This window comes from Nocardioides agri (genome assembly GCF_013778305.1).
In the GTDB taxonomy this organism is placed as follows: Bacteria; Actinomycetota; Actinomycetes; order Propionibacteriales; family Nocardioidaceae; genus Nocardioides; species Nocardioides agri.
In genome coordinates this window covers 328605-355575 of the sequence record NZ_JACEIC010000002.1, presented here as the reverse complement: position 1 = coordinate 355575, position 26971 = coordinate 328605, and the positions used below count along the sequence as shown (strand labels likewise).

28 protein-coding genes are annotated in these 26971 nt (G+C 69.7%); 19 read left to right on the top strand and 9 right to left on the bottom strand.

The genetic code is table 11. The annotated features are described in order from the left end of the window. Position 1: 1 nt before the first annotated feature. From HZF07_RS06260 to HZF07_RS06245, 4 genes are all read left to right on the top strand, one after another. Complete coding sequence (locus HZF07_RS06260; RefSeq protein WP_157340244.1) at positions 2-1093, top strand: HNH endonuclease; 1092 nt, start codon at positions 2-4, stop codon at positions 1091-1093. A 115-nt stretch (positions 1094-1208) separates the two neighbouring features. Then, the gene (locus HZF07_RS24675) at positions 1209-1673 is read left to right on the top strand and encodes an HNH endonuclease (RefSeq protein WP_350339695.1); all 465 of its coding nucleotides are present in this window, start codon (positions 1209-1211) and stop codon (positions 1671-1673) included. Positions 1674-1821: 148 nt separating this feature from the next. Continuing rightward, positions 1822-2319 (top strand): DUF4160 domain-containing protein, encoded by a 498-nt coding sequence (locus tag HZF07_RS06250; protein WP_157340242.1) that lies wholly within the window; start codon positions 1822-1824, stop codon positions 2317-2319. Positions 2320-2597: 278 nt separating this feature from the next. Continuing rightward, positions 2598-4142 (top strand): hypothetical protein, encoded by a 1545-nt coding sequence (locus HZF07_RS06245; RefSeq protein ID WP_157340241.1) that lies wholly within the window; start codon positions 2598-2600, stop codon positions 4140-4142. A 325-nt stretch (positions 4143-4467) separates the two neighbouring features. Here HZF07_RS06245 and HZF07_RS06240 read toward each other — a convergent pair whose 3' ends face one another. Then, complete coding sequence (locus tag HZF07_RS06240; protein WP_157340240.1) at positions 4468-5784, bottom strand: ApeA N-terminal domain 1-containing protein; 1317 nt, start codon at positions 5782-5784, stop codon at positions 4468-4470. Between the two features lie 343 nt (positions 5785-6127). On the opposite strand from HZF07_RS06240, the gene HZF07_RS06235 reads away from it, so the two are divergent. Beyond that, positions 6128-8707: an AAA family ATPase gene (locus HZF07_RS06235; RefSeq protein WP_181644863.1), complete on the top strand. Its 2580-nt coding sequence runs from the start codon at positions 6128-6130 to the stop codon at positions 8705-8707. Between the two features lie 266 nt (positions 8708-8973). Here HZF07_RS06235 and HZF07_RS06230 read toward each other — a convergent pair whose 3' ends face one another. From HZF07_RS06230 to HZF07_RS06220, 3 genes are read right to left on the bottom strand one after another with little or no spacing between them, the layout of a single operon-like run. Next, entirely contained in the window at positions 8974-9546 is a 573-nt protein-coding gene (locus tag HZF07_RS06230; RefSeq protein WP_157340238.1) for a hypothetical protein, read from the bottom strand. After that, positions 9543-10136 carry a transposase gene (locus HZF07_RS06225; protein WP_157340237.1) on the bottom strand — a complete coding sequence of 198 codons (594 nt, stop codon included), beginning with the start codon at positions 10134-10136 and terminating at the stop codon, positions 9543-9545. The genes HZF07_RS06230 and HZF07_RS06225 overlap by 4 nt, the downstream gene beginning before the upstream one ends. Positions 10137-10191: 55 nt before the next feature. Continuing rightward, the gene (locus tag HZF07_RS06220; RefSeq protein WP_232523019.1) at positions 10192-10659 is read right to left on the bottom strand and encodes a class I SAM-dependent methyltransferase; all 468 of its coding nucleotides are present in this window, start codon (positions 10657-10659) and stop codon (positions 10192-10194) included. Positions 10660-10783: 124 nt separating this feature from the next. Between HZF07_RS06220 and dapB the strand changes: the two genes are divergently transcribed. Both dapB and HZF07_RS06210 read left to right on the top strand, forming a co-directional pair. After that, the gene (gene dapB / locus HZF07_RS06215; RefSeq protein WP_181645499.1) at positions 10784-11530 is read left to right on the top strand and encodes a 4-hydroxy-tetrahydrodipicolinate reductase; all 747 of its coding nucleotides are present in this window, start codon (positions 10784-10786) and stop codon (positions 11528-11530) included. 127 nt (positions 11531-11657) lie between these two features. Beyond that, positions 11658-13181: a M4 family metallopeptidase gene (locus HZF07_RS06210; RefSeq protein ID WP_157340234.1), complete on the top strand. Its 1524-nt coding sequence runs from the start codon at positions 11658-11660 to the stop codon at positions 13179-13181. Positions 13182-13233: 52 nt separating this feature from the next. On the opposite strand, the gene HZF07_RS06205 is transcribed toward HZF07_RS06210, so the two are convergent. The 3 genes from HZF07_RS06205 to HZF07_RS06195 form a co-directional block, all read right to left on the bottom strand. Further along, positions 13234-13533: an AzlD domain-containing protein gene (locus HZF07_RS06205; protein WP_157340233.1), complete on the bottom strand. Its 300-nt coding sequence runs from the start codon at positions 13531-13533 to the stop codon at positions 13234-13236. Continuing rightward, on the bottom strand, positions 13530-14219 hold the full coding sequence (locus HZF07_RS06200) for an AzlC family ABC transporter permease (protein WP_157340232.1): 690 nt from the start codon (positions 14217-14219) through the stop codon (positions 13530-13532). The genes HZF07_RS06205 and HZF07_RS06200 overlap by 4 nt, the downstream gene beginning before the upstream one ends. Positions 14220-14400: 181 nt before the next feature. After that, a complete protein-coding gene (locus tag HZF07_RS06195; protein WP_157340231.1) occupies positions 14401-14946 on the bottom strand; it encodes a GNAT family N-acetyltransferase in 546 nt (181 codons plus the stop codon). A gap of 77 nt (positions 14947-15023) precedes the next feature. Here HZF07_RS06195 and paaA point away from each other — a divergent pair, with 77 nt between their 5' ends. The 6 genes from paaA to HZF07_RS06165 are packed head-to-tail and all read left to right on the top strand — an operon-like array spanning position 15024 to position 19291. Further along, positions 15024-16007 (top strand): 1,2-phenylacetyl-CoA epoxidase subunit PaaA, encoded by a 984-nt coding sequence (paaA, locus tag HZF07_RS06190; protein WP_181644862.1) that lies wholly within the window; start codon positions 15024-15026, stop codon positions 16005-16007. After that, a complete protein-coding gene (gene paaB, locus HZF07_RS06185; RefSeq protein ID WP_157340230.1) occupies positions 16004-16288 on the top strand; it encodes a 1,2-phenylacetyl-CoA epoxidase subunit PaaB in 285 nt (94 codons plus the stop codon). Before paaA ends, paaB begins: the two co-directional genes overlap by 4 nt. Then, the gene (gene paaC, locus HZF07_RS06180) at positions 16285-17043 is read left to right on the top strand and encodes a 1,2-phenylacetyl-CoA epoxidase subunit PaaC (protein WP_181644861.1); all 759 of its coding nucleotides are present in this window, start codon (positions 16285-16287) and stop codon (positions 17041-17043) included. Before paaB ends, paaC begins: the two co-directional genes overlap by 4 nt. Continuing rightward, positions 17040-17513 (top strand): 1,2-phenylacetyl-CoA epoxidase subunit PaaD, encoded by a 474-nt coding sequence (gene paaD / locus HZF07_RS06175; RefSeq protein ID WP_309504578.1) that lies wholly within the window; start codon positions 17040-17042, stop codon positions 17511-17513. Before paaC ends, paaD begins: the two co-directional genes overlap by 4 nt. A 1-nt stretch (position 17514) precedes the next feature. Then, on the top strand, positions 17515-18576 hold the full coding sequence (gene paaE, locus HZF07_RS06170) for a 1,2-phenylacetyl-CoA epoxidase subunit PaaE (RefSeq protein WP_181644859.1): 1062 nt from the start codon (positions 17515-17517) through the stop codon (positions 18574-18576). A 10-nt stretch (positions 18577-18586) separates the two neighbouring features. Then, positions 18587-19291 (top strand): hypothetical protein, encoded by a 705-nt coding sequence (locus tag HZF07_RS06165; RefSeq protein ID WP_157340229.1) that lies wholly within the window; start codon positions 18587-18589, stop codon positions 19289-19291. Here the strand turns inward: HZF07_RS06165 and HZF07_RS06160 are convergent. Next, positions 19279-19590 (bottom strand): hypothetical protein, encoded by a 312-nt coding sequence (locus HZF07_RS06160; RefSeq protein WP_157340228.1) that lies wholly within the window; start codon positions 19588-19590, stop codon positions 19279-19281. The two genes, HZF07_RS06165 and HZF07_RS06160, sit on opposite strands and share 13 nt — an antisense overlap. 63 nt (positions 19591-19653) lie before the next feature. On the opposite strand from HZF07_RS06160, the gene HZF07_RS06155 reads away from it, so the two are divergent. The 6 genes from HZF07_RS06155 (at position 19654) to HZF07_RS06130 (ending at position 26202) form a co-directional block, all read left to right on the top strand. Further along, a complete protein-coding gene (locus HZF07_RS06155) occupies positions 19654-20133 on the top strand; it encodes a GNAT family N-acetyltransferase (RefSeq protein ID WP_157340227.1) in 480 nt (159 codons plus the stop codon). A gap of 85 nt (positions 20134-20218) precedes the next feature. Next, entirely contained in the window at positions 20219-20839 is a 621-nt protein-coding gene (locus HZF07_RS06150; RefSeq protein ID WP_157340226.1) for a hypothetical protein, read from the top strand. A gap of 29 nt (positions 20840-20868) precedes the next feature. Continuing rightward, complete coding sequence (locus HZF07_RS06145) at positions 20869-22209, top strand: glutamine synthetase family protein (protein WP_157340225.1); 1341 nt, start codon at positions 20869-20871, stop codon at positions 22207-22209. Beyond that, a complete protein-coding gene (locus HZF07_RS06140; RefSeq protein ID WP_157340224.1) occupies positions 22209-22565 on the top strand; it encodes a hypothetical protein in 357 nt (118 codons plus the stop codon). The genes HZF07_RS06145 and HZF07_RS06140 overlap by 1 nt, the downstream gene beginning before the upstream one ends. After that, complete coding sequence (locus HZF07_RS06135) at positions 22562-23266, top strand: type 1 glutamine amidotransferase (protein ID WP_157340223.1); 705 nt, start codon at positions 22562-22564, stop codon at positions 23264-23266. The genes HZF07_RS06140 and HZF07_RS06135 overlap by 4 nt, the downstream gene beginning before the upstream one ends. Continuing rightward, a complete protein-coding gene (locus HZF07_RS06130) occupies positions 23263-26202 on the top strand; it encodes a bifunctional [glutamine synthetase] adenylyltransferase/[glutamine synthetase]-adenylyl-L-tyrosine phosphorylase (RefSeq protein WP_157340222.1) in 2940 nt (979 codons plus the stop codon). Before HZF07_RS06135 ends, HZF07_RS06130 begins: the two co-directional genes overlap by 4 nt. A gap of 7 nt (positions 26203-26209) precedes the next feature. Here the strand turns inward: HZF07_RS06130 and HZF07_RS06125 are convergent, their stop codons facing one another. Next, positions 26210-26911 carry a response regulator transcription factor gene (locus HZF07_RS06125; protein WP_157340221.1) on the bottom strand — a complete coding sequence of 234 codons (702 nt, stop codon included), beginning with the start codon at positions 26909-26911 and terminating at the stop codon, positions 26210-26212. Positions 26912-26971: the final 60 nt, after the last annotated feature.

Genomic DNA, 26971 nt, shown 5'->3' with positions numbered 1-26971 from the left:
GATGTCCGAGTTCCGCGCAGATCCGCTACTTCTTGGCCAGAAGGTTGTTGCGCTCCTGGAGACTGGCCTGCGCACGGCTACGTACAAGCTCGCGGTATTGATGGCTCTGATCGACTATGCGATCGAGCACGTTCCGAGCGACGCTGATGCGCCTATCCCGGTGCCTATCCCTGACTTGGCCCATCGCGTGCTGGAGCTGTACTGGCCGCAGGTCCGGCCGTTCAACGGCAGCGAACTGCGACAGTCCACCCAGACCCGGGCTCGGATCCCGCAGGCGGTCCTCGATCTGCGTTCCGCGGCAGCGGTCGGAACCGGGGGTACGTCGCTGGCGGTGGCGTCGACTCGCGCGCCGGATGCGTACGAGGGCACGATCACTGAGATCGGTCTGTGCCTGGCCCAACAGCCCTTACACCGGCTGCAACGAGTTCCTGGCGCGGCGGACAGCGAGTGCTTCCTCTACGACGATTCGTTCCTCCACGACCAGATCTCGCGACGGGCATTGCGTGCACACGGCGACCGAATAGTTCTGATGCCCGGAGTGGCGACAGCACTAGCCAGGCTCGCCGGCCTTCTCAAGCCAGCGCTGGAGATCATGTGGGTCGAAGACGTGCGTCGTATGAACCGCTACCTGGACGAAGACATCCCCGACGTCGCCGGCCACCTGTTCGGACGCGAGCGCCTGTCCCTGAGTGTGGTCCGCGGACCGCTGCAGGGGGCCTTCGGCCCAAGATGCTTCTACTGCTCGTCGTCCCTCGGGCCGGACAGCCCGATCGACCATGTGCTGCCGTGGTCGTTAGTCGGGATCGACGGGCTGGCGAATCTCGTTCCTTCCTGCGTCCGCTGCAACAGAAGCAAGTGGCACGCGCTACCCGCGCTCACTCTGGTGGACAGGGTGCTCGCGCGAGATCAAAAGGTTCTCGATCAGCTTGCAGCGGACCTTCAGTGGCCGACCCAGTACGACCGCGTCGCAGCCGTCGCCCGAGGCATCTATCGAAGCCAGCCCCCGGGCTCCCCGACCTGGGCGGGCGTCGGAGTGACTGACCGACTGGATCTTGCGAGCCCACGCTGGTGGTTGTCCACAGCCACGTCCTGACTGGACGCCGGCAGTGCCGAGTCCGATCCTGGAGCCATCCTCTGCCCCGGCTGGGCCGCAACCGTCTTGCATTCGGGCCACACTCCTGTCCGTGACTGACACCTTGCTGACCTCGATGCTGGGCGGACTGCGTCCGATGCTGCCGTTCCTGGCCGTCGTAGTCGTGCTGCTCCTCGTGGTGGCGCTTCCACTGCCTGGTCGGGGACCGCGGATGTTCCAACGGCGCGACCCATGGCGCGGATACAGGTTCGGATCGCGCCGGGAAGTCTTAGAACGAGCTGGCGGTAGATGTGAAGGACCGCAGCTCCTGGCGTGGGGGCGCTGTCGCGCAGAAGCGACGGAAGTCGACCACGTCTACCCGTGGTCGCGGGGCGGACCGACAACCGTGAGCAACGGCCAGGCACTCTGTCGTGTGCATAATCGGCGAAAGTCGAACCTGCGCCCTCCCTGGTGGTACGTACTGTCGCTCGAACGCCGCCGCGCGAACTACGTCCCATCCGGCACCGAGACCCGGGTGTTGGCACGTATGAATGCTGAGGAGCGCGCAGCGCGCCAGTCATGGGCGGCTCGGCGGCGATAGCAGCTCCCAGCGCCGTTCGCGCGACGGGCGCCGGCATGCAGCCTCCGGTTCTTCACTGGTGCCGCGGGCGTCCGATGGGGAAGGGTCCGCGCAACTTGGAAGAGGTGTGCTGCAGAGGCAAGGTATATGGCTCGCAGATACTTGTGCGATGTCGAGCGAAGAGCAGTTGACGCCACGAGAGCGAGCGGCGCGAGCCATCTTCACCAAAGCCGACTGGGACCGCGAAGTGGCGGCCGGTCGACTGACCGCGCAGGACGTGGCAGACCGCCTATGGCGAATGGCCGTCCACGAGTTCGGGGACGAGGACTCAGACCGAGCGGCCGCGTACGACGACGACGGATTCTTCCTGTCGCTCACTGCTGCTTCAGTTGCAGAAGTTGATGGAGTGAAGCTCTGGATCTGCACCGCTGACCACGACCCGCCGCACGTCCACATCAAGCGACCCGGCGTACGTGACAAGGTCGACGACATCAAGATCAATCTCGAGACGAATGAGATTGAGGGCGAACTGCCGAGGGGAGTTCGGTCCAAGCAGTTGAAGAAGATCAGGGCGCTTGTGTCCGAGCATCATGAGGCCCTATGCAGCACGTGGACCACGTATCACGGCACCGACGTTAGCCTGCCTGACGACCCCTCGGCCCGCTGACGTCGACCGATCGGAACGGTGCGGCCGGCGAGCGAGCTGTGCTGCGGCCAATGCGGCGGAATGACTGTGAGGATCGCCAACTCCGGACGTTTGGAGCAGTGACGACGAGGGCTCCGCCGCTCTCTTGTTTTCGACGGCCCATCAACTCCTCTCCTCAAGACTCACCTATCACCGCGACGACGGACAACGGATCGCTGTGAGGGGGCGACGATTCCGCAGTGTCGTGCCTTTAGGTGAGGCTGAGAACCAGGTATCTCGCGCGCACCTAGGGTTGGACCGTGCCCACCCCCGATCGTTCGTCCGTGCTGGAGTTCCCGTTTCCACCTGACGACTACTTGTGCACCTGGCATCTCCGAGGTCTTGATGGCGCCACCGTCCACTTGTCGGGGATGATCGAACTTCGGGCGTCTCGCATGCCGTACGGTCGCATCTACGGCGACCTGCCCCTGGACAGCGTCACCACCGGCAGTCAGTCCGTCATGAGCTTTCCGCAGAAGCATGACTACCTCGCTGTCCGTGCAACCCTTGCAAATGGCGCCGAGTTAGTCGTCCTGAAAGCGAAGGTCACGTTCTGGGCCGGGCACGGAACGGTTCACGGCGCCGCAGCAGCTCTCCGCAAGCGCAGCAACCCGTTCCCGTCGAAGCCCGCCAACTACCCTGATGCGGACCCGGACGAGGGGATCACTTTCAGCCGCGCACGCTTCCAGGTCGGCGCGCTGGACGCCCTCATCGGTACTACCCCGATCGGCGAGAAGACCTCACCGCGCAAGCAGGCCGACGACGGCACATGGACCTGGTCAGCCAAGACAAGTCCCGACACGCCGATTACCTGGACCGGCAGCGAAGACGAGTTGAAAGGCGCCTACGCCGCGAAGGTCAACACCTTCGACTTCTACAACGTCTCGATCCGTTTTGCCCCGGTCCTCGACGTGTCGACCACACCTTTAACGCTGTTCGACCTCTTTCAGCGATACGTCGACCCGGTCCGCGCGATCGCCTCCATCGCAACCGGCAGAAGTCAGCCCATCACCCACGTGATGCTCAGCAGAACAGACGAATCGACGCATATGGCCCTGCCGAGGGGCCGCAACACCGACAGCGACATCGATGCAGATCAGCCAGACCTCGTCCCACTCATGCCCGCATGGCAGATCTACGGCACCGGGCTGGGGCAGGATCCCTACCAATCCGATTCCGAGACGGTTCGAAACCAGAAGTCCGTCTTGTTCTGCGGAGAAGACGGAGTCGACCTCCTCGAGCTGGTCCACGCCTGGTGGAAGCTCACCGAAGAACACCACCCTCTCATCGAAACCTACGCAGGGATGTTGCACGCGCAGGAGGACCACCCGCGTTCACGATTCCTGCTTCTCATCCAGTCCTTAGAGGGGATGTACGGCCATGAGACGCGGACTGACTTCGACGAAAAGAAGCAGACCTACCAGCAGCGCCACGCAGAGACTCTTGAGCGAATCCGCGAGCAGGTGGACGATCACGACTTCCGGTTCATCAAGAACTCGCTTGCTAAGGAGCCGTTCCGAAACTTGGAGACGGCGCTGCGGTGGTCGTTCAACGCGGGAAGCCCCGACCCTTCGATCGAGGACCGACTTGCGAGTACCAGCTTGATCAGAGTTGTCATCTCGGAGGAGGCGACCTCGACCGTCGACGCTCTCCGCCGCGTTCGCAACGGCCTGGCACATGGGACACGCGGATTCGAGGCCGAAGACCTTGATGAGGTTAATGGCGTTCTCGACCGTGTCGTTCGCGCCCACGCACTGCGCCTCCTCGGCTGCCCCGACGTCGTACTGGCTCGACTGTTCGATTGACGAACTCTGTGGGGCGCGCCAGCCGTCAGAGCGATGAGTGCTCTGCAGGGCTCCTCCCGCCAGCTGCGCCCGACCTGCAGCGCTCTCTGATCGACCGCCCGGTGGATCGCCGGACGCACTACGCGGCCTCATCCAGTGAGTCATCGAACAACAGAGAATGGACTCCTGGTGTCCGCCTCCCTCGCGTCGTCGCACCTCGGGTTGTGGCGCTCTGAGGCGGCGGCATGACGCACGCTCGGTACGGCTGACCGCCACGCCGTGCCCATCGGGAAGCCCTCCGCCCGGCTGAGATCCAGCGGATGAGCAAGCAGTCGGGATTGTCAGCTCAGTCTCCGTCAATACCACGCTTCATCCGCCACATGCCCCTCTCGATCGTCGAAGGGGCGACGCCAAGGCGGCGCGCCAGCCAGACTCGGAACACGAGGCGATTCTTGATCAGCATCGTGTAGAGCTCGGTCGCCGTGGGGTCACGTCGATCTGCGTGCTTCACGTCGTTGTAGATCTCGGTGGACCGCGTTGCCCATTCGGAGCCACTGAACGGGAGCAGGTCAGCAATCTCTGAGGCTATGTCTAGGAGATGCGCGTGGTGACCACGCCGGGCACCCCCTCCTCGTTCGAGATCGATCGTGTGGCCGATCTCCTCGAGTCCGATGCCGGAGTCGGAGATCATTCCGTCGAGCGATGTTCCTTTGTTCCGGATCGAGAAGGTCATGGCGTGAATGCCGCGATTGAACTGCTCCCTGAGCCGCAACCAGCGCCGAACGCCGGCGGCTTCGATGTCTTGATAGGTAAAGAGGAACTCAGTCCGGCGCTCGCTGGTGGGAGTTGGTAAGGAGTATGTCTTGACTGGTGCCCAGCGGTCGCCGACTTTGTCGCCCGAGAGCACTCGCTGGGGATCGCTGCGATGCATGACGCGGGCCTGTTGGAAGCCGAGCGCCGTCCAAGCGCTGATCTCCAGCAGTTGATGTATGGCGCGATGTCGCTCGATGTGTTCGGTCCACGGTCGACTGCGTTGCACGCTGGTTCTGATGGCGCCGACTTCTTCCAGGTGCGTCAGCCCGGGCTCGCCTGGAAGCCGCCAGTCAGTGCCGGCAACGACCGAGAGATTGAGACCGGCATCAAGTCGTTGGGTTCGCGGGGGTGAGATAGTTAGCGAGAACTCCTTAGTCGAACGCCGTCGATCGTGGAGGTTGTCCCGGATTGATCGATGGCCAAACCATCGTCCGAGTCCTTCGATGCGAGTCGTCAGCCCATTGACGCTGGAGTGGTCCACGCCAGGTTCTCCGGCAAACACCGCGTAGTCGATGCCGATTCGGCACTGGTTGAACACCGTGGGCCCGCCCGCGGTGGGTTCGACGGTGCGCGATCGGATGCCGTTGAGCGACACGAACCCGCGGGCGTCCATGAACCAGAACTGCTGTGGCAGTTCGTAGTCGAATTGATCCATATCCGGGTCGTCGCCCCAGCGCACCATCGAGCCGATGTAGCGACGGTTCAACAGCTGATCCGACTCGTCGTACGGGATCACGAGTTCGATCTGGTTGGCCAGGTCACACAGCATTGCGGGATAAGGGGTAGTGATCTTCGCGTCCCATGCCCAGCCGACTCGGCTGTCACCTGCATCCAGTTGGTTTCCCAGCATCGATCCTCCTGACTGACGTTACGAACGGCTCTCGCGAGGTCTCAAGAGTCTCCATCGAAGATCTGGATGTACGGCGCAGTGACCTCCGGTTACCAGCGGAGCTCCGCTCGTTTAGAAGCCAAGAGTCCCTTAGCAAGGGCGGCGGCATAACCTGGCCGCTGTCGCTGCGCAAAGGCGCGCGGAAGTCAGCGAGGTCGTTCACGTCCAAGGAGGCAGGCCCCGCGATTTCCGCCCCAGCTGCCGACGCTCTGCGATAGAACTACGACCAGGAGTCGATGTCACGCGGGGAGGCCGCACGGGCATGACAAGCAGTTGGGCTCGGTTCTGGGCTGTCGATCTCCATGTGCACACGCCCGGCTCTAACGACGCACGGGACGAGGACTTCGGTACCGCCGTCGACATTGTTCAGGCCGCGCTGGACGCCGGGCTGGACGCGATCGCGGTAACCGACCACAACACGGCTGCCTGGTGCAGCCAGATGGCTGAGGCCGCTAGAGACACCAGCTTGGTCGTGCTCCCGGGCTTCGAGCTCAGCACCAGCGATGGACATCTACTTGGCATTTGGGAGGAAGGAACGTCGTCTTCGACGATCGAAGACGTGCTGATCAGGCTTGGCATCGAGCGCACCCGGTTCGGCGATCTCGACGTTGTTTCTGCAAGGAGCATGGCGGAGTGCGCTTCCGAAATACGTGACAAGGGTGGCCTTGCAGTCGCGGCCCACATTGACAAAGAGCGCGGCATCCTCACGCAGCCTGTTCAAACGCACGTTAATCAACTACTGGCCGACGCGAACATTGAAGCCTTTGAGTTTGTCCTCGCCGAGACTCCGTCGAGGGTTGCCGCGAAGCTCGGTGAGGCTGGCCTGCCTGCCCTGGTTCAGAGTTCCGACGCCTACGACGCGACGCTCAGCCGCCACGCCAGAACGGGTATCGGGATTCGGCGTTCCTGGGTCAAGGCTGCGCGCCCGGATCTCTGTGGCCTCCGCTACGCGCTACAGGATCCCGAACTACGCGTGACGCTAACCGATCCAGTGACCGCGGATCGGCACCCCACGATCGACACGGTTTCGATTTCCGGTGGCTTCCTCGGGGGTACGTCGTTGGAGTTCAGCCCAGACCTGAATTGCCTCTTGGGCGGTACCGGCGCTGGCAAGTCACTGGTCCTTGAGACGATCCGTTTCGCGCTGAACCAGCAGGTCGACGGCGAGCTGTTCACCACGATCCGCGATGAAGTCGATCGGCGACTTGAAACCGCTCTCCTCGAGGGAACAACCGTTGCTGTGGAGATCAGCGCGCCGAGCGACCAGTACCGAGTGTCGCGGACCTTCGGAGTTGCAGAATCTGTTCCCGTGGTCGAGCAGGACGTCGCCAACGAATGGGTTCGGGTCGACCACGACCCAGCCGACCTCCTCACCATCGCGGCCTTCTCGCAGGGGGAGATCCTCGAGTACGCCAGACAGCCCGTCGGCCGGGTAGGCCTGATTGACGCCAAACTCGACCTGACCGAGATTGACGTCAGAATCGCAGAGAGCGAATCCAAGCTCCGTGAGAACGCCACCGCTCTGATCGCCGCCCGCGACAGGGTGCAGATGCTCACAGAACAAGCTGCCGAGGCGAAGAGCCTGAAAGAACGCGAGCGAGAACTATCCGCACTGTTCGACGACGACCTCGTGAAGTCCCAAGGGCGCTGGACGGCCGAGCAGGCTGCGCTAACGACTCTCGTGGATGCCGTAGATGGCATCACCTTTGTCCGACCGAGCGAGCCCGCTGTCGCGACATCCAAGATGACCCCCGACCACGATGATCAGTTCGAGAAGGTCCAAGTCGCGCAGGCGGCGTTCAAGTCCGCTGTCGACGCGGCCGAAAAGCTGGTCGTTGACAGCGTGGCCAATCTCAAGGCTGTCGTACACGCGGTCAAAGACGAACTGGGCACAGAGTTCAGCGCTTTCAAGAAGCAACTCGACGAGACACTGGAGAAGTCCGGGACAACCTCCCTTCCGCGGTTGCGTAGTGAACTTGAAACGGCGCAGACGAACCTCAGCATGGCCGAGGCGGCCGCACAGACCTTGAAGAACGATGCGGAGCCGACCTACACGCGGCTCGAAGATGAGCGCGAAGCCATGCTCGGTGAGCTTAAGCGGGCACGTGACGATCGACGGGCTCTGCGCCGAGCCCGCGCGGCAGATCTCAATCGCGAGACCTCTGGCTTCGTGAAGATCGACATTCCGGCGAAGGGAGACACAACGGCATTCCGCAGTGCGCTCGACGCGCTGAAGGTTGGTTCACGGGTCCGTGAGCGCACGCTCGACCTGATCGCCGAGAACATCCGGCCGTACAACTTCGTTCGTGCACTCTGGAGCGGCGATGCCTCGAAGGCTGGTGATCTCCCAGACGGGGTCACCTCTGTAGATTTCGCGCGATTGCTTACGACGGTCGGCGACCGCGACCTGTGGGCGCAGTTGTTGGATGCTCAACTCATCGAGACACCTGACGTCCTTGAGGTGAAGTTCCGCAAGCCAGAAGGGCAGGACTATGTAAGCATCGAGGATCTATCGCACGGACAGAAGTGCACCGCCATCCTCGTCATCCTGCTTGCCGACGGCACGACGCCGGTACTGATTGACCAGCCCGAGGACGCCCTGCACGCACCGTGGATTGAGGAATACCTTGTCGACCGTCTTCGGCAATCGAGGGGCTCTCGCCAATACCTGTTCGCGACACGGAGCCCCGGTCTGGTTGTGAGCGCCGACTCTGAACAGCTCATCACAATGCGTGCCACCGCCGGCAAAGGCGAGGTGGAGGCGTGCGGTTCGCTTGAACGATACGACCTCAACAAGCTCGCGCTCCACCACCTAGAGGGCGGCAAGACTCCCTTCGCTCGCCGCACTCGGAAACTGGACGCGTCCCTGACCGCTAGGGCCTGATGGACGGTCGGCGAAGTCCCTTCCACATGCTCCTGGGCGCCATGCGGACTTGATAGGAGTCGATCAGCCGAGCCGAGGAGTCCGGTGCTGCCTCGATACGCGCGTGACCGGAACTGCTGGGAGTCTGACCTACCCATCCATTGGTCTGCGACCGGTCCACCTGGCGCTCCTACGAAGTCGACAGGCGCATCATTCTGGGCGGAAGGACTCGCTCGCAGGGAGGACGGATACGGCAGATGAGTGCGTCCAGGACGTGGCCGAACCGTTCAGCCGATGCCTGATCCGACGGTGGTCACGACCACCACGCCGGCGCACCCGCAGGCCCACAGCACGCTGACGAAGGTCCCGATGATGAAGCGCTCGGCGGCGCCGCTGCGGACACCAGATTCTGCGGCGCGCAGCTCGGGGTAGCGGCCGAGGCCCTTGAGGGCGAGCACGATCGCGAGCCCCTCGGGCCAGCCGGTGACGAGGGTGGCGAAGGTGGCGGCGCGTTCGAGGCCGCCGATCCAGGCGCCGCCGCGCAGCACGTGGCCGGCGAGCGCGAGCGAGTCCGCCGGCGTTTCGCGGCGGTCGACGAGGTCGAAGACGAGGGCGGTGAGCGGCCCGCCGCCGGCGACGGCCAGCAGGCCCGCGAGGCCGACGAACACGACCTTGGCCGATCCAGAGGGGACCGCCACGGAGTCGGGCGCGGCGGCGAAGATCGCGGCCGCGAGGAGCAGGAGGACCGTGGCCGGCGCGCAGACCCGCCGGGCGGCGGGGGAGGACCAGCCCGCGACCGCGACGAGGACGCCGAGGCCGAGCAGGACGGCGACGAGGACGCCGTAGTCGGACGGGTTCATGACTGCCTCCCGAGCAGGTCGTCGGTCAGGTCCGCGACGAGCTCCCGGGCCCGCCGCGACTCCACGATGCCCGCCGCCTGGGCTCGCTGGCTGACGGCGGACTGGCTGATCGCGAGCCGATCGCCCACCTCGGCGTACGAGAGGCCTTGGGCCACCAGGTCGGCGACCTCCCAGCCGCGGCTGGTGCGCCGCCCGAGGACCGCCGCCCAGAGCCACACGGTCGTCTCGACGGCGCGCGCCCCCGGGTCGTCGCCGACCACGCGGGTGTGCCAGGGGCTCGACTTGGCGGCGGTGACGGCAGTGCGCGCGTGGAGGTACGCCGTGCCGCGGCCGGCGCGCGCGTGGTCGGGGAGGGGCTCCTCGACCGGGCCGATCCCGACGCCGATGTTCCACGAGTCGGCGCGCAGCAGTGCCTCCAGCGCGCCCGCGAGCGCCGCGCCGTCGTCGAGCACTCCCTGGAGCTCGTCGCCGACCGTCCGCTCGAACGCCGCCCGGGTGGGCACGCCGTCGAGCGCGGCGAGGGCGTCGGGGACCAGGTCCGCGCCGCGCCGGCTGCCGCGCTGGTCGACGGTGAGGACGACGACGGTCATGGAACGACGCTAGTTCAGGGAATTGCCTTATGCAAGAGAGATGAAGGCTATTTCCTTACCGACGGCCGATGATGGCCACGACGGGCGGCGCCTTCTGGTCCACGACCGAGACCCGGAAGCCGCCCTGCTGGAGGGCGAGCGAGGCCTTGCGGACGATGTTGGGCACCAGGTCGCGCTGGCTGGAGTCGTAGAAGAGGTAGACGCCACCGCCCGGCAGCACCCGCTCGTGCAGCAGTGCCACCTCGTCGGCGCAGTCGCGCACCCAGAAGAGGTTCACGTTGAACGCGAAGACCTTGTGGAGCCGCTTGACCGGCACCCGGAGCGTCGCCAGGTCGATCTGCCGGACGGTCAGCCGGCCCGCGTCGACGTACTTGGCGCACCGCCGCTTGGTCCGGTCGACGCCGGACTCGGAGCGGTCGATCGCGAAGAGCTTGCCCGTCTCCAGGCGCTCGCAGATCATCTCGGCACCGAACCCTGGCCCGCAGCCGATCTCGAGCACGTGGTCGGACGGTTGGACGTCCATCAGCTCCACCGCCCACCGGATTCGAGGCGGGATCGTCTGCACTGACATAGGCCCCAGATTGCCAGACGGGCGGCGTGTAGTCAGGCACCGCCGGGCCGGTAGGTTGGCCGACGTGAGCGACGGCGTGGTCAAGGTGGGGGTGCTCGGCGCGCGCGGACGGGTCGGCGCCGAGGTGTGCGCGGGCGTCGAAGCGGCGGCGGACATGGAGCTGGTCGCCGCGGTGGACGCGGGCGACGACATCGCGGCACTCGTCGAGGCGGGCGCCGAGGCGGTCGTCGACTTCACCCATCCCGACGCCGTCATGGACAACCTCGAGTTCTGCATCGACCACGGGATGCACGCCGTCGTCGGCACGACGGGCTTCGACCAGTCGCGCCTCGACGTCCTCGCGGGCTGGCTCGCCGACGCGCCCGGCGTGGGCGTGCTCATCGCGCCGAACTTCTCGATCGGCGCGATCCTGATGATGCGCTTCGCGGCCGCGGCGGCCCCCTTCTACGAGTCGGTCGAGGTCGTCGAGCTGCACCACCCGACCAAGGCCGACGCGCCCTCCGGCACCGCACGTCGTACGGCGGAGCTGATCGCCGCGGCACGGCGCGAGGCCGGCCTCGGCCCGGTGCCGGACGCCACCTCCACCGGCCTCGAGGGCGCCCGTGGCGCCGACGTCGACGGCATCCGGGTGCACGGGCTGCGGATCCGGGGGCTGGTCGCGCACCAGGAGGTCATCCTCGGCGGCCCGGGGGAGACGCTGACCATCCGGCACGACTCGCTCGACCGGGCGTCGTTCGTGCCCGGTGTCCTCACCGGGCTGCGCGCGATCGGCGACCACCCCGGCCTGACCGTGGGGCTCGAGCACTTCCTCGACCTCGACTGACCCACCGGGCGGGAGGTGCAGGTTCGTGCATTGCACGAACCTGAGCGTCGCCCCCGGTTCCGCTCGTCGTTGAGCCCGACAAGGCTGCGGATCCGTAGCCGTCTCAACGACGAGAAGGATCTTCGACATGCGCATACTCTCGGGCGCCGCCGCGGCAGCGGTCGTCGCACTGTCCGTCACCGGCCTGCCTTCGGCCGAGGCCTCGGAGAACGACTCCACGGGCTTCCGGGTGGTCGACACGATCACCGACGCCGATGGCACGACGCACACCCGGATGGTGCGCACGTACGGCGGGCTGCCGGTCGTCGGCGGCGACCTGGTCGTCCACGAGGACGCCGCCGGCGAGCGCGAGGGCGTCAGTCAGACGCTCGACGCGCCCCTGCGGCTCGTGACGACGCCGGCGGTGAGCGCTGCGGCCGCCGCGACCCACGCGCTCGCGAAGGCGCCGGCGACCCGCGACATCACGGGAGCGAAGGAGCAGTCGTCCCGCCTCGTCGTCGACGCGACCTCCGGCACCGGTCGGCTCGCCTGGGAGGTCGTCACCGGCGGCACCCAGGACGACGGCACCCCGAGCCGCCTCGCGACCTACGTGGACGCGGCCACGGGCAAGGTGCTCTGGCGTGAGCAGCAGATCGAGACCGTCGACGGCTCTGGCCAGTCGCTCTACTCCGGCACGGTCCCGCTGCAGCTGACCAGGTCCGGCTCGACCTACCAGCTCAAGGACCCGACCCGCGGCAACACCTACACGACGGACCTCAACAACGGCACCGACTCCCTCGGCTGCCAGCTCTTCGGGGTCAACTGCAAGACCGGCACGCTCTTCACCAGCCCGGACACGTCGTTCGGCAACGGCGCCACGAGCAGCCGCGAGTCCGCAGGCGTCGACGCCCAGTACGGCACCAACGTCACGTGGGACTACTACAAGTCCACCTTCGGCCGGAACGGGATCTTCGGCACCGGCGCCGGGTCCTACAACCGCACCCACTACGGCAAGAACTACGTCAACGCCTTCTGGGACGGCACCAAGATGACGTACGGCGACGGCGACGGCGTCAGCTACGGTCCGCTGGTCTCGCTCGACGTGGCCGGGCACGAGATGTCGCACGGCGTCACGGAGCACTCCGCCAACCTCACCTACGAGGGCGAGTCCGGCGGTCTCAACGAGTCGACGTCGGACATCTTCGGCACGATGGTGGAGTTCCACGCGGCCAACAGCAACGACCCCGGTGACTACCTCATCGGGGAGGAGTTCGACCTGAAGAACCACACTGGCCTGCGGCGGATGGACAACCCCGCGTCCGACGGTGACTCGGTCAACTGCTGGTCCTCGGGCGTCGGCAACCTCGACGTCCACTACTCCTCGGGCGTCGGCAACCACTTCTTCTACCTGCTCGCCGAGGGCTCGGGCGCCAAGACGATCAACGGCGTCGCGCACAACAGCCCGACCTGCAACGGCTCCACCGTCGCGGGCATCGGCAGGACGGCGGCGGCGGCCATCTGGTACCGCGCGCTGACCGTCTACATGACGTCCAGCACCGACTACCACGGTGCGCGGACGGCGACTCTGAGCGCGGCTCAGGACCTCTACGGTCCGGGCAGCGCGCAGCAGAGCGCGGTCGCCACGGCCTGGAGCGCTGTCGGCGTGAGCTGACCCTCCAGGAGACCGCGAGGGGCCCGCGTCGCACTGCGACGCGGGCCCCGCGTCATGCCAGCCGCACCAGGGCGGCGGCGAGCGCCGCGCCGAAGACCACGACGAGGAACGGCGCGCGCAGCAGCAGCAGCACGACCGCGACGCCCAGCCCGAGCGCGCGGGCGTCGACGACGAGGTCGTGGCCGCTGGCGAAGACCTGGACCGCGATCAGCGCGGCGAGCAGCGCGACGGGGATCAGGTCGGCGACCCGCGCGATGACGGGCCGCTCGAGCACGCGCGGCGGCACCGACAGGCCCGCCAGCTTGAGCAGGTAGCAGCCGACCGCGGCCCCGAGCACCGCCCACCACATCATGGGCTCTCACCCGTCGTGAGGACGCCCGCCAGCAGCGCGACGGCGGCGGCCGCGAGCACGGGTACGCCGGCGGGCACGATCGGCACGGTCGCCAGCGCGACCACCGCGGCCGCCGCCGCGACCAGCTGGTTGCGCCGGCTCCGGAGCCGCGGCCACAGCAGCGCGAGGAAGGCCGCGCCGACCGCCGCGTCGAGCCCGTAGGTGCGCGGATCGCCGATCTCGTTGCCGGCGACGGCGCCGACGGCCGTGAAGAGGTTCCAGAGCACGAAGATCGAGACGCCGGTGGTGAGGAAGCCGAGTCGCGCGGCGGCGGTCGTCTCACGGGTCACGCCCATGGCCGTCGACTCGTCGATGAGCACCTGCGCGGCGCCGATCCTGCGCCAGCCGGTGAACCGCAGCAGCGGCGCCATCCGCAGGCCGTAGAGGGTGTTGCGGGTGCCGAGCAGCAGTGCGGTGAGCGCCCCGGAGAGCGGCGCGCCGCCGGCGGCGACCACGCCGACGAGGGCGAACTGGCTCGCGCCGGTGAAGACCAGCAACGACAGCGCGCAGGTCTGGGCGACCGAGAGGCCGGCCGACACCGAGACGGCGCCGAAGCTGACGCCGTACGCGCCGGTGGCGATGCCCACGCCGAGGCTGTCGCGGATGATCGCGGCGCGCTCGCTGCGGTCCAGGGGCGCGTCGGTCATCGCTCAGAGAGTAGCGGCCGGCTCAGAGACCGGCTCAGCGACCGAGCGGCGCCGCCGCGGCCTCGACCACCCAGAGGCCGGCGATCAGGCCGGCGAGCAGAGCGGCGATCCTGACGACCATGCGGTGGAGCCGGGGCAGCGGTCCGAACACGAGACCATCCTGACTCCGGATCGCAGGAAATCAAGCGATCGCGGTGTGCAGCCTGACCTGCTTGACCAGGACGCTGCCCTCGCCGTCGAGGTCGAGCTCGCGGTGCGCACCGTCCGCGGCCCAGCCGGCGCCGGTGAGGAACGCGCGCAACGCGTCGTCGGTGGCGACCGCCCAGAGCACCGCGCGCGTGAAGCGATCGGCCTGCATGGTCTCGACGCCGGCCTGCAGGAGCCGCGAGCCGTGTCCCTTGCCCCGCTCGCCGGGATCGACGGTCAGCTCGGCGAGCTCGGCGTCGGCGACGGGGTCGCAGTCGGGGTCGGACGCGGGGGAGGTGATCGCGAAGCCGACCACGCGGTTGCGCTCGAGCGCGACCAGCACCCGGTTGCGGGCGTCGCCGGGCCTGGTCAGCGCGGCGTGCCAGCTCTCGGCCGCGGCGTCGACGTCGGTCGGCAGCGCGTCGGCCGGCACGAGCTCGGCGTACGTCGTGCGCCAGGTGCGCAGCTGGAGCTCGGCGATGGCGGGCGCGTCGTCGGCCCAGGCGACGCGCACCGAGACGTCGGCGGTGGGGCTGCTCATGCGGCCATCCTGTCAGCCTCCCGCGGTGTTACAGAACGGCGTTCGTCCGGATCGATCCTGTAACAGATCGTGGTAGCGTGCCCCACGTGTACGGCAACGACTTCGGCGCCCCCGAGCGAGCACCAGAACTCACCGACGAGGCCTTCGCGGCGCTGCTCGCCGACGACGGGCGCGTGGAGCCGCGCGACCCGATGCCCGAGGGCTACCGGCGCACGCTGGTGCGGCAGATCGCGCAGCACGCCCACTCCGAGATCATCGGCATGCAGCCGGAGGGCAACTGGATCAGCCGGGCGCCGTCGCTGCGCCGCAAGGCGATCCTGATGGCGAAGGTGCAGGACGAGGCCGGCCACGGGCTCTACCTCTACGCCGCCGCCGAGACGCTGGGCGTCGACCGCGCGGACCTGCTCGACCAGCTGCACACCGGCCGGCAGAAGTACTCCTCGATCTTCAACTACCCGACCCTGTCGTGGGCCGACGTCGGCGCGATCGGCTGGCTGGTCGACGGCGCCGCGATCGTCAACCAGGTGCCGCTGTGCCGCTGCTCCTACGGGCCCTACGCCCGCGCGATGGTGCGGGTCTGCAAGGAGGAGTCGTTCCACCAGCGGCAGGGCTTCGAGATCCTGCACACGCTGTCCCACGGGACGCCCGCGCAGAAGGCGATGGCCCAGGACGCGGTCGACCGCTACTGGTGGCCGTCGCTGATGATGTTCGGCCCGCCCGACGACGACTCGCCCAACTCCGCGCAGTCGATGGCCTGGGGGATCAAGCGCTTCTCCAACGACGACCTGCGCCAGCGGTTCGTCGACATGACCGTGCCGCAGGCCGAGGTGCTCGGGCTGACGCTGCCCGACCCGGAGATCCGGTGGAACGAGGAGCGCGGCCACTACGACTTCGGCACCGTCGACTTCACGGAGCTCTTCGAGGTGATCAAGGGCAACGGGCCATGCAACCGCGACCGCATGGCCCACCGGGTCGCGGCGCACGAGGACGGCGCCTGGGTGCGCGAGGCCGCCGACGCCTACGCCGCCAAGCAGGTCGCCCGCACGGAGGGGGCCGCATGAGCCGCGGCTGGCCGCTCTGGGAGGTGTTCGTGCGCTCGCGCCGCGGGCTCTCGCACACCCACGTCGGCTCGCTGCACGCCCCGGACGCCGAGATGGCGCTGCGCAACGCCCGCGACGTCTACACCCGCCGCCAGGAGGGCGTCTCGCTCTGGGTGGTGCCGTCCGCGGAGATCGTCGCGTCCGACCCGGGGGAGCGGGAGGCGTTCTTCGACCCGGCCGACGACAAGGTCTACCGCCACCCCACGTTCTACGACGTCCCCGAAGGGGTCGAGCACCTGTGATCACCCCACCGGGTTCTTCGACGCCCCCGCTTCCTTTCTCCTCCGACTACGTCCTCGGGCTCGCCGACGACGCGCTCGTCTCCGCGCAGCGGATGAGCTGGTGGATCAGCCGCGCGCCCGAGCTCGAGGAGGACCTGGCCCTCGCCAACATCGGGCTCGACCAGCTCGGCCAGGCGCGCACGCTGCTGACGTACGCCGGAGCGCTGGAGGGGGCGGGACGCACCGAGGACGACCTGGCCTACCTGCGTGACGACCGCGAGTTCCGCAACGTCTGGCTGGTCGAGCGCCCGCAGACCGACTTCGGCGTGACGATCGCCCGGCTGCTCGTCTTCGCGACCTACCAGGCCGAGCTCTACGCCGCGCTCGCGGCGTCCTCCGACGCCACGCTCGCGGGCGTCGCCGGCAAGGCGGTCAAGGAGGTCGCCTACCACCTCGACCACGCCCGGCTCTGGACGCTGCGCCTCGGCGACGGCACCGAGGTCTCGCACGAGCGGATGCAGGCTGCGCTCGACGCCGAGTGGCCCTACGTTGACGAGCTCTTCACCCCCGTCGAGGGCGCGCTCGTCGACCCGGCGTCGCTGCGCGACGCGGTCCTCGGCCGGGTCGCCGCGGTGGTCCGCGAGGCGACCCTCGAGGTGCCTGACGTCGCGCCCACCGTCGGGGGCGGCCGGCGCGGGCTGCACACCGAGCACCTCGGCCACCTGCTGGCCGAGATGCAGCACCTGCATCGCTCGCACCCGGGGGCGACGTGGTGACCGGCTCCGCCATCCGGGGCGCCGCCTGGAAGATCGCCGCCGACGTGCCCGACCCCGAGCTGCCGGTGGTGACGATCGCCGACCTGGGCATCCTGCGCGACGTCACCGAGGACGACCAGGGCCGGGTGCACGTGCAGGTCACGCCGACCTACTCCGGCTGCCCCGCGATGGAGACGATCTCCCACGACCTGGTCGACGCGCTGACGGCGGCCGGCTACCAGCACGTCGACGTCGAGTTCGTGCTGTCACCGGCCTGGACCACGGACTGGATGACCGAGGAGGCGAAGGCCAAGCTCGCGGCGTACGGCGTGGCCCCGCCCGGCCCCGTCGCGCTGCAGCTGTCGGTGCGGTGCCCGCAGTGCGGGTCGCTCGACACGCGCGAGTCCAGCCGCTTCGGGTCGACGGCGTGCAAGTCGCTGTGGGTGTGCCGCTCGTGCCGCGAGCCCTTCGACCACTTCAAGGCCCTGTGACGTGTCGGCGACCTTCCATCCGCTGCGGGTCGCAGCGATCGACGAGCTGACCGACGACTCGGTCGCGCTGACCTTCGAGGTGCCCGCCGAGCTGTCCGACGACTTCGCCTGGCTGCCTGGTCAGCACCTCAACATCCGGGGCGGCGACGACGTTCGCCGGTCCTACTCGATCTGCACGCCGCCCTCGTCGGGGCGGCTGCGGATCGGCGTGAAGCGCCTGCCGGGTGGTGCGTTCTCCGAGGGCGTCGTCGACCGGCTGCGGGTCGGCGACGAGCTTGAGGTGATGACCCCGGCCGGCCGCTTCACGGTGGCCGTCGACCCGAGCGCGGCCCGCTCCTACGTCGCGGTCGCGGCGGGGTCGGGCATCACCCCGGTCCTGTCGATCATCAGCGCGCTGCTCGAGGGCGAGCCCGGCTCGACGGTCACGTTGGTCTACGCCAACCGCACCCACCGGTCGGTGATGTTCCTCGACGAGGTGCACGACCTCAAGGACCGCTTCCCGGCCCGGCTGCAGATCGTGCACGTGCTCTCCCGGGAGACCTCGGAGGTCGAGCTGCTCTCCGGCCGGCTGGACGGCGCCCGGCTCACCGCGATCCTCGGGGCGCTGGTGCCGGTCGGCGACGTCGACCAGTGGTTCCTCTGCGGGCCGCAGCAGATGCTGGCCGAGCTGCGCGCGACGCTCGCCGACCTCGGCGTCCCCGCCGGCCACGTGCACGCGGAGCTCTTCCACGCCGACCCGGTGCCGCGGGCGCCGGTCGCCGCGCTCACGTCCGGGGCCGACGGCGCCGCGGAGGTCACGATCCGGCTCGGCGGGCGCTCGTCGTCGCTGTCGCTGCGCCCCGACGACGTCCCCGTCCTCGACGCCGCGCTGCGGGTCCGCTCGGACCTGCCGTTCGCCTGCAAGGGCGGGGTGTGCGGCACCTGCCGCGCGCGCCTGGTCTCCGGGACCGTGGTCATGGACACCAACTACGCCCTGGAGCCGGACGAGATCGACGCCGGCTACGTGCTGACCTGCCAGTCGCACCCGACCTCCGACGAGGTCGTGCTCGACTACGACGGCTAGCGTCGGCCCCGTGCGCGTCGCGATGGCCACCCGCCCCGGCCACCCCGGCCGGTCCAACGAGGACTTCGTCGGCGCCGTGCCCGGAGCCGTGGTGCTGCTCGACGGCGCGGGCATCCGGGGGAGTGAGCACCTCTGCAGGCATGGGACCGCGTGGTTCGCCCACCGCCTGGGAGCGACGCTGCTCGCCCGCCTGCCCGGCTCTGCCGACCTGTCGGCGCTGCTCGCGGAGTCCATCTCCGAGGTCGCCGCTCTCCACCACGACACCTGCGACCTGGCCGATCCCAGCAGCCCGCAGGCCGCCGTCGCCGTCGTGCGCGCCGTCGACGACCGGCTCGACTACCTGGTGCTCGCCGACGTCTGCGTCGTCCTCGACGCGGCCGCACCGGTCGTCGTGACCGACCCGCGCGAGGTGTCGGTCCGGGCCGAGGTGCTGGCCGCCCACGACACGCTGGCCGACCAGATCTCGGCGTTCCGCGCCCGCCGCAACCGGCCCGGCGGCTACTGGATCGCCAAGGACGAGCCCGCTGCCGCGGTCGAGGCGGTGACCGGGTCGGTGCCGCTGGCCTCGCTGACCGGCGTCGCGCTCGTCAGCAACGGGGTCGCTCTCGACGACGGACTGCTCGGGCTGATCCGCAGCCGGGGGACCGGCGCCGTCCTCGGCGACGGGCCCGACGACGCGACCGCGGCGTACTGGGACCTCGGCTACGACGGCTGAAAGCCCTCGCGGCGCTCCTGGAGCCGCTGCTGGGCCTGGGGCAGGTAGACCAGGCAGGGCGCCTCGGCACCGGCGTGCCGCTCGGTCAGGTGCAGGATCCAGCGGTCCATCGCCGCGAGGTAGCCGTTGTCGTCGCCGGAGCGGTAGGTCGACCAGGCGCTCTGGTTCTTGGTGACGCAGCTGGTGCAGCCGATCTTGTAGACGAACTGCTGCTGGGCGTCGAGGTCGATCTTCGCCGTCGCCAGCGGGCCGGCCTCCGCACCCGCCTTGCGCTCGCGAGCCGATCTGCTCGCCACCATGGTCTGCCTCCTGTCGTCTCGGATCAGAGTACGGCGCGGGCGCGCGATGAGTACTGTCGCCGCATGGTCCACGTCCGCCCCGCCACGGTCGCCGACGTGGACGCGATCACGGCGATCGGGCACGCGACCTGGCCCGCGACGTACGACTTCGCCGGCGACGACTACATCGAGCACGGCCTCACCTCGTGGTGGTCGCCGGCAGCGGTGGAGCGGGGCCTCCGGACGACCACGACGCTCGTCGCCGAGGTCGACGGCCAGGTCGTCGGCGTCGCCAACGTCGACCTCCGCCCCGAGGTGCCCGTGATCTGGCGGCTCTACGTGCTGCCTGCGCAGCAGGGCGCCGGCGTCGGGGGCGCGCTGCTGCGCGGACTCGTCGACGCCGTGCCCGCGGACCGCCGGGCGATCTCGATCGAGTACGCCGCGGGCAACGACCGCGCGGCCGCGGTCTACGCGCGGCACGGGTTCGTCGAGGTGCGCCGCGAGGCCGCGGAGCAGCCAGGCTGGCCGGAGCAGGTCTGGGCCGAGCGCCCGCTGGGCGGCTAGATCACCGCGAGCTCGATGCAACCGCGGGCGGGGTACGGGCGTCTCCACTGCACACCCCACTCACGAGCAACGAGAAAGCAGTGACATGACCACCCGCAGCACGCTCCGCACCGCCCTCGCCTTCACCGCGGCGGTCGCCGCCCTCTACGCCGGCACGGCGGCGCTCCCGAGCGCCGAGGCCGACAGCCAGACGGCGCCGAGGACGACCACGCTCACCTTCGAGGTCCCCGACTGCGAGGGCTGCGAGCTCTCGCTGGTCCAGTCCCGGTGGGACGACGACGCGAGGTACGGCGTCCGCACCTGGAACGGCCCCGACGCCACGGTCGAGGACGGCACGGCCACCGTGACCGTGCGCACCAGCCGCACCTGGGGCCTGTCTGTCCTGGTCAGCACGCCGTGGGACGGCCAGCTGGCCGCGGAGACCACCGTGGCGTGGCGCTACGCCGGCCACGACGTCGGCGACGAGGTCACCTTCGCGGACGCCCGCGACGAGCGGAAGGCCTCGGCCTGCTGGGAGGGGACGCGCCGCGGGGACGTCACGATCCCGCTCACCGTCCGCCAGGTGCGCGTCGAGGGCGTGCACGGCCCGGTCGCCGGCACCATCGCGTTCGCCACCGAGACCCAGTCCTGGCTCCAGCCGATGCGCCGTACCTTCCGCGGCGTGCTCGCCAGCCAGGACGTGAACGTCTGCGGACCGCGCGCCTGAGCCGCGGCGGCAGCCTCTAGTCTTCGGGCATGGGCAAGCAGGAAGACTTCGTTCTCCGCGCTCTCGAGGAGCGTGACGTCCGGTTCGTCCGGCTCTGGTTCACCGACGTGCTCGGGTTCTTGAAGTCGGTGGCGGTGGCGCCGGCCGAGCTGGAGCAGGCGTTCTCGGAGGGCATCGGGTTCGACGGCTCCTCGATCGAGGGCTTCGCGCGGGTCTACGAGTCCGACATGCTCGCCAAGCCGGACCCGACGACGTTCCAGATCCTGCCGTGGCGCAGCGGCGAGGGGCCGTCGACGGCGCGGATGTTCTGCGACATCTCGATGCCCGACGGCTCCCCGTCGTACGCCGACCCCCGGCACGTGCTCAAGCGCACGCTGAGCAAGGCGGCCGACAAGGGGTTCACGTTCTACACGCACCCCGAGATCGAGTTCTACCTCTTCAAGAACGTGCCCGAGGACGGCTCCCCGCCGGTGCCGGCCGACCGCAGCGGCTTCTTCGACCACACCGCGCAGTCGATGGGCGCCGACTTCCGCCGCGAGGCGATCTCGATGCTCGAGGCGATGGGCATCTCGGTGGAGTTCAGCCACCACGAGGGCGGCCCGGGCCAGCAGGAGATCGACCTGCGGTACGCCGACGCGCTGACCACCGCCGACAACATCATGACCTTCCGCACGGTCGTGCGGGAGGTGGCGCTGACCCAGGGCATGTGGGCGTCGTTCATGCCCAAGCCCTACACCGAGCACCCGGGCTCCGGCATGCACACGCACGTCTCGCTGTTCGAGGGCGACAACAACGCGTTCTTCGAGGCGGGCGCGGAGTACCAGCTCTCCAAGACCGGCCGCCAGTTCATCGCCGGCATCCTCAAGCACGCCAACGAGATCAGCTGCGTCACCAACCAGTGGGTCAACAGCTACAAGCGGATGCTCTGGGGCGCCGAGGCGCCGTCGTACGTCTGCTGGGGCCACAACAACCGCTCCGCGATGGTGCGCGTGCCGATGTACAAGCCGCTCAAGGGCCAGTCGACGCGCATCGAGCTGCGCACGCTCGACGCCGCCTGCAACCCCTACCTCGCGTACGCCGTGGTGCTCGCGGCGGGCATGAAGGGCATCGAGGAGGGCTACGAGCTGCCGCGCGAGGCCGAGGACGACGTCTGGTCGCTCACCGAGCGGGAGCGCAAGGCGATGGGCATCGAGCAGCTGCCGCGCAGCCTCTACGACGCGATCAACATCGCCGAGAGCTCCGAGCTCCTCGCCGACACCCTGGGCGAGCACGTCTTCGACTTCTTCCTGCGCAACAAGCGGGCGGAGTGGGACGACTACCGCGGCCAGGTGTCGGCGTACGAGCGCGACCGGATGCTGCCGGTGATCTGATGGTCGACGAGTTCCTCACCGCCGACCGCAGCAAGACCCTCACCCGGCTGCTGTACGTCGACATCGCCCTTGCCGTCGCCGTCGCCTTGCTCGCGCTGCCGGGGATCCTCGGCGAGTTCGAGAAGTACGTCGTCACCCTCCTCGTGATCGCCGCCGTCCTCGGCGGCGTGGGGGGTGCCGCGCTGGCCGCGGTCCGACGCCGACGCGAGTCCGCGCGCAAGCTCTGCATCGCCACCGGTGTCGTGCTGATCCTGGCCTCGCTGCCACTGGTCGCGATCCTGGTCGGGCTGCTGACCGGGGTCCTCGGCGTCGGGATCCTGGTGGTGACCTTCGCCCCCGAGCGGGAGCCCCGGTGACCCGCGTCCTGGTGGTCGAGCACGACGCCCAGTGCCCGCCGGCGTGGTTCGGCACCTGGCTCGAGGAGCTCGGCTGCGAGCTCGACGTCTGCCGGCCCTACGCCGGTGACGCCCTCCCGGTCGCCACGTCGTACGGCGGTCTCGTCGTGCTCGGCGGCCCGATGGGCGCCGACGACGACGCGACCCACCACTGGATCGGACCCGTCAAGCAGCTGCTGCGCGGCGCGCACGCCACCGGCCTGCCGACCCTCGGCATCTGCCTGGGGCACCAGCTGATCGCGGCCGCGCTCGGCGGTGCCGTCACTCGCAACCCGCGCGGCCAGCAGGTCGGGCTGCTCGACCTCGGCTGGACCGACGCCGCCGGGGCCGACGCGCTCTTCGGACCGCTCGCCACGCCGCGACGTGGCGTGCAGTGGAACGACGACATCGTCGCCGAGCTCCCGCCGGGCGCGACGCTCCTCGCGGAGACGGCTCATGGCGAGGCGCAGGTCGTCCGCTACGGCGCCCGGATGTGGGGCGTGCAGCTGCACCCCGAGGTCGACGACGCGGTGCTCCAGCCGTGGGCCGACGAGGACAAGGGGAGCCACGAGACCCGCGGGATCGACACCGACGCGCTGCTCGACGCGGTGCGCGTGGCCCGGGCCGAGCTGGACGAGGCGTGGCGGCCCTTGGCGGTCGGGTTCGTCGAGCAGCTGCGATGAGCCGAACGGCGACCGGCAAGCGCGAGCTGCTGCGGCTGGGGTTCCAGGACTCCGACGCGGCGCTCGACGGGCTGGCTCGCCTGGGTGACGCGGCCGAGCCGCTGCTCGCCCTGCTCGGCCGCACCGCCGACCCCGGGGCGGCGCTCGAGGGGCTGCTCCGGCTGCGCGACGCGGCCGGGCCGGACCTGCTCGAGACGCTCGTCGACGACGAGGGCACCGCCATGCGGCTGCTCAGCGTGCTCGGCGCGAGCGAGGCGCTCGCCGACCACCTGGTCCGGCACCCCGAGCACTGGCGGGAGCTCACCGATCCTTCCCTAGGCGACACCCGGCCTGCGGCGTGGGCGCTGCGGGACGCCTTGCTGGCGGCGGTCGCCGGCAAGCCCGACGCCGAGGCGGTCGACGCGTTGCGGGTCGAGTACCGCCGGCTGCTGCTGCGCCTCGCCGCCCGCGACCTGACCCACCACCTCGGGGTCGACGACGTCGCCGCCGAGCTCTCGGACCTCGCCGCGGGCACGCTCGAGGCCGGCCTGGAGATCGCCCGCGGCCGGGTCGGCGCGGACGCCGACCTCGCGCGGCTGGCCGTGGTGGCGATGGGCAAGTGCGGCGGCCACGAGCTCAACTACGTCTCCGACGTCGACGTCGTCTACGTCTACGCGCCCGCCGACGGGGCCGACGAGCAGGCGGCCCAGCGGGCCGCCACCCAGCTCGCCACCCACCTGATGCGGGTCTGCTCCGACCACACCGGCGAGGGCACGATCTGGCCGGTCGACGCGAACCTCCGGCCGGAGGGCAAGGCCGGACCGCTGGTGCGCACCCTGGCCAGCCACCAGAGCTACTACGAGCGCTGGGCGAGCACCTGGGAGTTCCAGGCGCTGCTCAAGGCCCGGCCGGTGGCCGGCGACCTCGAGCTGGGTCGCCAGCTCGTCGAGATGACCCGGCCGATGGTCTGGTCGGCGGTCGAGCGCGACGGCTTCGTCGAGGACACGCAGGCGATGCGGCGGCGGGTCCTCGAGCACATCCCGGCCCGCGACGCCGACCGGCAGCTCAAGCTCGGGGCCGGCGGCCTGCGCGACGTCGAGTTCGCGGTGCAGCTGCTGCAGCTCGTGCACGGCCGTGTCGACGAGCGGATCCGGGCGACCGCCACCCTGAGCGCGCTCGCCGAGCTCACCGAGGCGGGCTACGTCGGGCGCGACGACGGGCTGGCGCTGCACGAGGCCTACGCGTTCCTGCGGACGCTCGAGCACCGGATCCAGCTCCACCAGCTGCGCCGGACGCACGTCGTGCCCCAGGACGAGGCGTCCCTGCGCCGGCTCGGCCGCAGCATGAACTACCTCAAGGACCCCACCGGCATCCTCGAGAAGACCTGGCAGCACCACCGCCGGGAGGTCCGGCGGCTGCACGAGAAGCTCTTCTACCGGCCGCTGCTGACCGCGGTGGCGCGGATCTCCGGCGACGAGGCCCGGCTCTCCCCGGAGGCCGCGGAGCAGCGGCTCGGCGCGCTCGGCTTCGTCGACCCTCGCTCGGCGCTGCGGCACCTCGAGGCGCTCACCGCGGGCGTGACCCGAACGGCCCAGATCCAGCGCACGCTGCTGCCGGTGATGCTGGGCTGGTTCGCCGATGCGCCCGACCCCGACGCGGGCCTCTTCGGGTTCCGGCGGCTCAGCGAGTCGCTCGGCGCCACCCCCTGGTACCTCTCCACCCTGCGCGACGAGGGCCAGGTCGCCGAGCGCCTGGCCCGGCTGCTGGCCACCTCCCGCTACGCGACCGACCTGCTGGAGCGCGAGCCCCAGGGCGTCCGGATGCTCGGGGGTGACCTGCAGCCGCTCTCCGCCGAGGCGCTCACCGAGGAGATGCTCGCCTCCGCCCGCCGGCACGACGACCCCGAGGCAGCGGTCCGCGCCATCCGCGGCGTACGCCGCCGCGAGCTGCTCCGGATCGCCGCCGGCGACCTGCTCGGCCTCATCGACGTCGCCGACGTCGGCGCCGGCCTGTCCCGGCTCACCGACGCCACGCTGGAGGCGACGCTCGAGGTCGCCGGGCGGGTCGCGCGCACCCAGCGCGGGCTCGATGTGGCGCCGACACGGATGGCGATCGTCGCGATGGGCCGCTACGGCGGCTTCGAGCTCTCCTACGGCAGCGACGCCGACGTGATGTTCGTGCACGACCCGGAGCCCGGCGCGGACCCGCAGGAGGCGGCGTCGTACGCCCAGGCGGTGGCCAACGAGCTGCGCCGGCTGCTCGCGCTGCCCGGCCCCGACCCCTCGCTCGAGGTCGACGCCGACCTCCGCCCGGAGGGCAAGCAGGGTCCGCTCGTGCGGACCCTGGACTCCTACGCCGCCTACTACGCGAAGTGGTCGGTGGTCTGGGAGGCGCAGGCGCTGCTGCGCGCCGACGCGGTCGTCGGCGACCTCGACCTGCGGCAGCGCTTCGAGGCGCTCATCGAGCCGCTGCGCTACCCGCCCGACGGCATCACCCCGGACGACGTCGTCGAGGTGCGGCGGATCAAGGCTCGGGTCGACTCCGAGCGGCTGCCCCGGGGTGCCGACCCGCACCTGCACCTCAAGCTGGGCCGCGGTGGCCTCGCCGACATCGAGTGGACCGTCCAGCTCCTCCAGATGCGGTACGCCGGGCAGGTGCCGGCGCTGCGCACCTCACGGACGCTCGATGCCCTCGAGGCCGCCCGGGAGGCGGGTCTCGTCAGCGAGGACGACGCGTCCGTCCTGCAGCAGAGCTGGCGCCGGGTGAGCCGGGTCCGCAACGCGGTGACCCTGGTGCGGGGCAAGCCGGGGGACGAGCTGCCCCACGACATCCGGGTGCGCGCCGCCGTCGCGGCGGTGCTGGGCTACCCGCCCGGCTCGTCGGACGCGATGGTCAACGACCAGCTGCGCTACACGCGGCTGGCGCGAGGCGTGGTCGACCGGATCTTCTGGGAGTGACCCAGGCTCAGGAAGCCGGCTCCTCGAGCCGGTAGCCGACGCCGCGCACGGTGCGGATGTAGCGGCCGCCGAGCTTGCGCCGGAGGTTGCCGACGTGCACCTCGACGACGTGCGTGCCGCCGACCCACGGGGAGCCCCAGATGGCGGTGAGCAGGTCCTCGCGGGTCGCGACCTTGGTCGGGTTGCGCATCAGCGCGGTGAGCAGCTCGTACTCCGTGCGGGTGAGCAGCAGCTCCTCGTCCTCCCGGAACGCCCGCCTGGCGCCGAGGTCGACCCGCAGCGCGCCGTGGACGAGGGTGTCGCCCTCCTGGTTGGCGGCGAGGCCCGGCCGGGGGCGGCGGAACATCGCGTTGACCCGGGCCTGGAGCTCGCGCGGGCTGAAGGGCTTGGACATGAAGTCGTCGGCGCCGGTCTCGAGGCCGAGCAGCCGGTCGATCTCGTCGGTCCGGGCGGTCACCATGATGATGTAGGCGTCGGTCTTCTCGCGGATCCGGCGGCAGACCTCGATCCCGTCGATGCCCGGCAGGCCGAGATCGAGGGTGACGACGTCGGGGTCGACCGACTCGACCGCCGCGATCCCGTCGGGGCCGGTGCTGGCCGAGGTCACCTCGAGGCCGATGTCGGAGAGGGCGTGGGTGATGAGGAGGCGGATGTCGCCGTCGTCCTCGATGACCACGGCGCGCCGTACGGCCTCCGCACCTCTCTCCATGGGGACGGATGATGCCATGATCCGAGTGTCCTCTGCCCGGGAACGGGCCGTGTGGCGGGC

Bases quoted from the DNA above. Each gene is read 5' to 3' on its own strand.
- HZF07_RS06225 (WP_157340237.1), bottom strand. From the start codon at position 10,136: ATGACCGTCGTCGTCCTCACCGTCGACCAGCGCGGCAGCCGGCGCGGC.
- HZF07_RS06155 (WP_157340227.1), top strand. From the start codon at position 19,654: ATGGTCCACGTCCGCCCCGCCACGGTCGCCGACGTGGACGCGATCACG.
- HZF07_RS06230 (WP_157340238.1), bottom strand. From the start codon at position 9,546: ATGAACCCGTCCGACTACGGCGTCCTCGTCGCCGTCCTGCTCGGCCTC.
- HZF07_RS06130 (WP_157340222.1), top strand. From the start codon at position 23,263: ATGAGCCGAACGGCGACCGGCAAGCGCGAGCTGCTGCGGCTGGGGTTC.
- HZF07_RS06205 (WP_157340233.1), bottom strand. From the start codon at position 13,533: ATGATGTGGTGGGCGGTGCTCGGGGCCGCGGTCGGCTGCTACCTGCTC.
- HZF07_RS06145 (WP_157340225.1), top strand. From the start codon at position 20,869: ATGGGCAAGCAGGAAGACTTCGTTCTCCGCGCTCTCGAGGAGCGTGAC.
- HZF07_RS06200 (WP_157340232.1), bottom strand. From the start codon at position 14,219: ATGACCGACGCGCCCCTGGACCGCAGCGAGCGCGCCGCGATCATCCGC.
- HZF07_RS06150 (WP_157340226.1), top strand. From the start codon at position 20,219: ATGACCACCCGCAGCACGCTCCGCACCGCCCTCGCCTTCACCGCGGCG.
- HZF07_RS06260 (WP_157340244.1), top strand. From the start codon at position 2: ATGTCCGAGTTCCGCGCAGATCCGCTACTTCTTGGCCAGAAGGTTGTT.
- HZF07_RS06210 (WP_157340234.1), top strand. From the start codon at position 11,658: ATGCGCATACTCTCGGGCGCCGCCGCGGCAGCGGTCGTCGCACTGTCC.
- HZF07_RS06125 (WP_157340221.1), bottom strand. From the start codon at position 26,911: ATGGAGAGAGGTGCGGAGGCCGTACGGCGCGCCGTGGTCATCGAGGAC.
- HZF07_RS06140 (WP_157340224.1), top strand. From the start codon at position 22,209: ATGGTCGACGAGTTCCTCACCGCCGACCGCAGCAAGACCCTCACCCGG.
- HZF07_RS24675 (WP_350339695.1), top strand. From the start codon at position 1,209: ATGCTGGGCGGACTGCGTCCGATGCTGCCGTTCCTGGCCGTCGTAGTC.
- HZF07_RS06250 (WP_157340242.1), top strand. From the start codon at position 1,822: ATGTCGAGCGAAGAGCAGTTGACGCCACGAGAGCGAGCGGCGCGAGCC.
- HZF07_RS06195 (WP_157340231.1), bottom strand. From the start codon at position 14,946: ATGAGCAGCCCCACCGCCGACGTCTCGGTGCGCGTCGCCTGGGCCGAC.
- paaB (WP_157340230.1), top strand. From the start codon at position 16,004: ATGAGCCGCGGCTGGCCGCTCTGGGAGGTGTTCGTGCGCTCGCGCCGC.
- HZF07_RS06240 (WP_157340240.1), bottom strand. From the start codon at position 5,784: ATGCTGGGAAACCAACTGGATGCAGGTGACAGCCGAGTCGGCTGGGCA.
- HZF07_RS06220 (WP_232523019.1), bottom strand. From the start codon at position 10,659: ATGGACGTCCAACCGTCCGACCACGTGCTCGAGATCGGCTGCGGGCCA.
- HZF07_RS06160 (WP_157340228.1), bottom strand. From the start codon at position 19,590: ATGGTGGCGAGCAGATCGGCTCGCGAGCGCAAGGCGGGTGCGGAGGCC.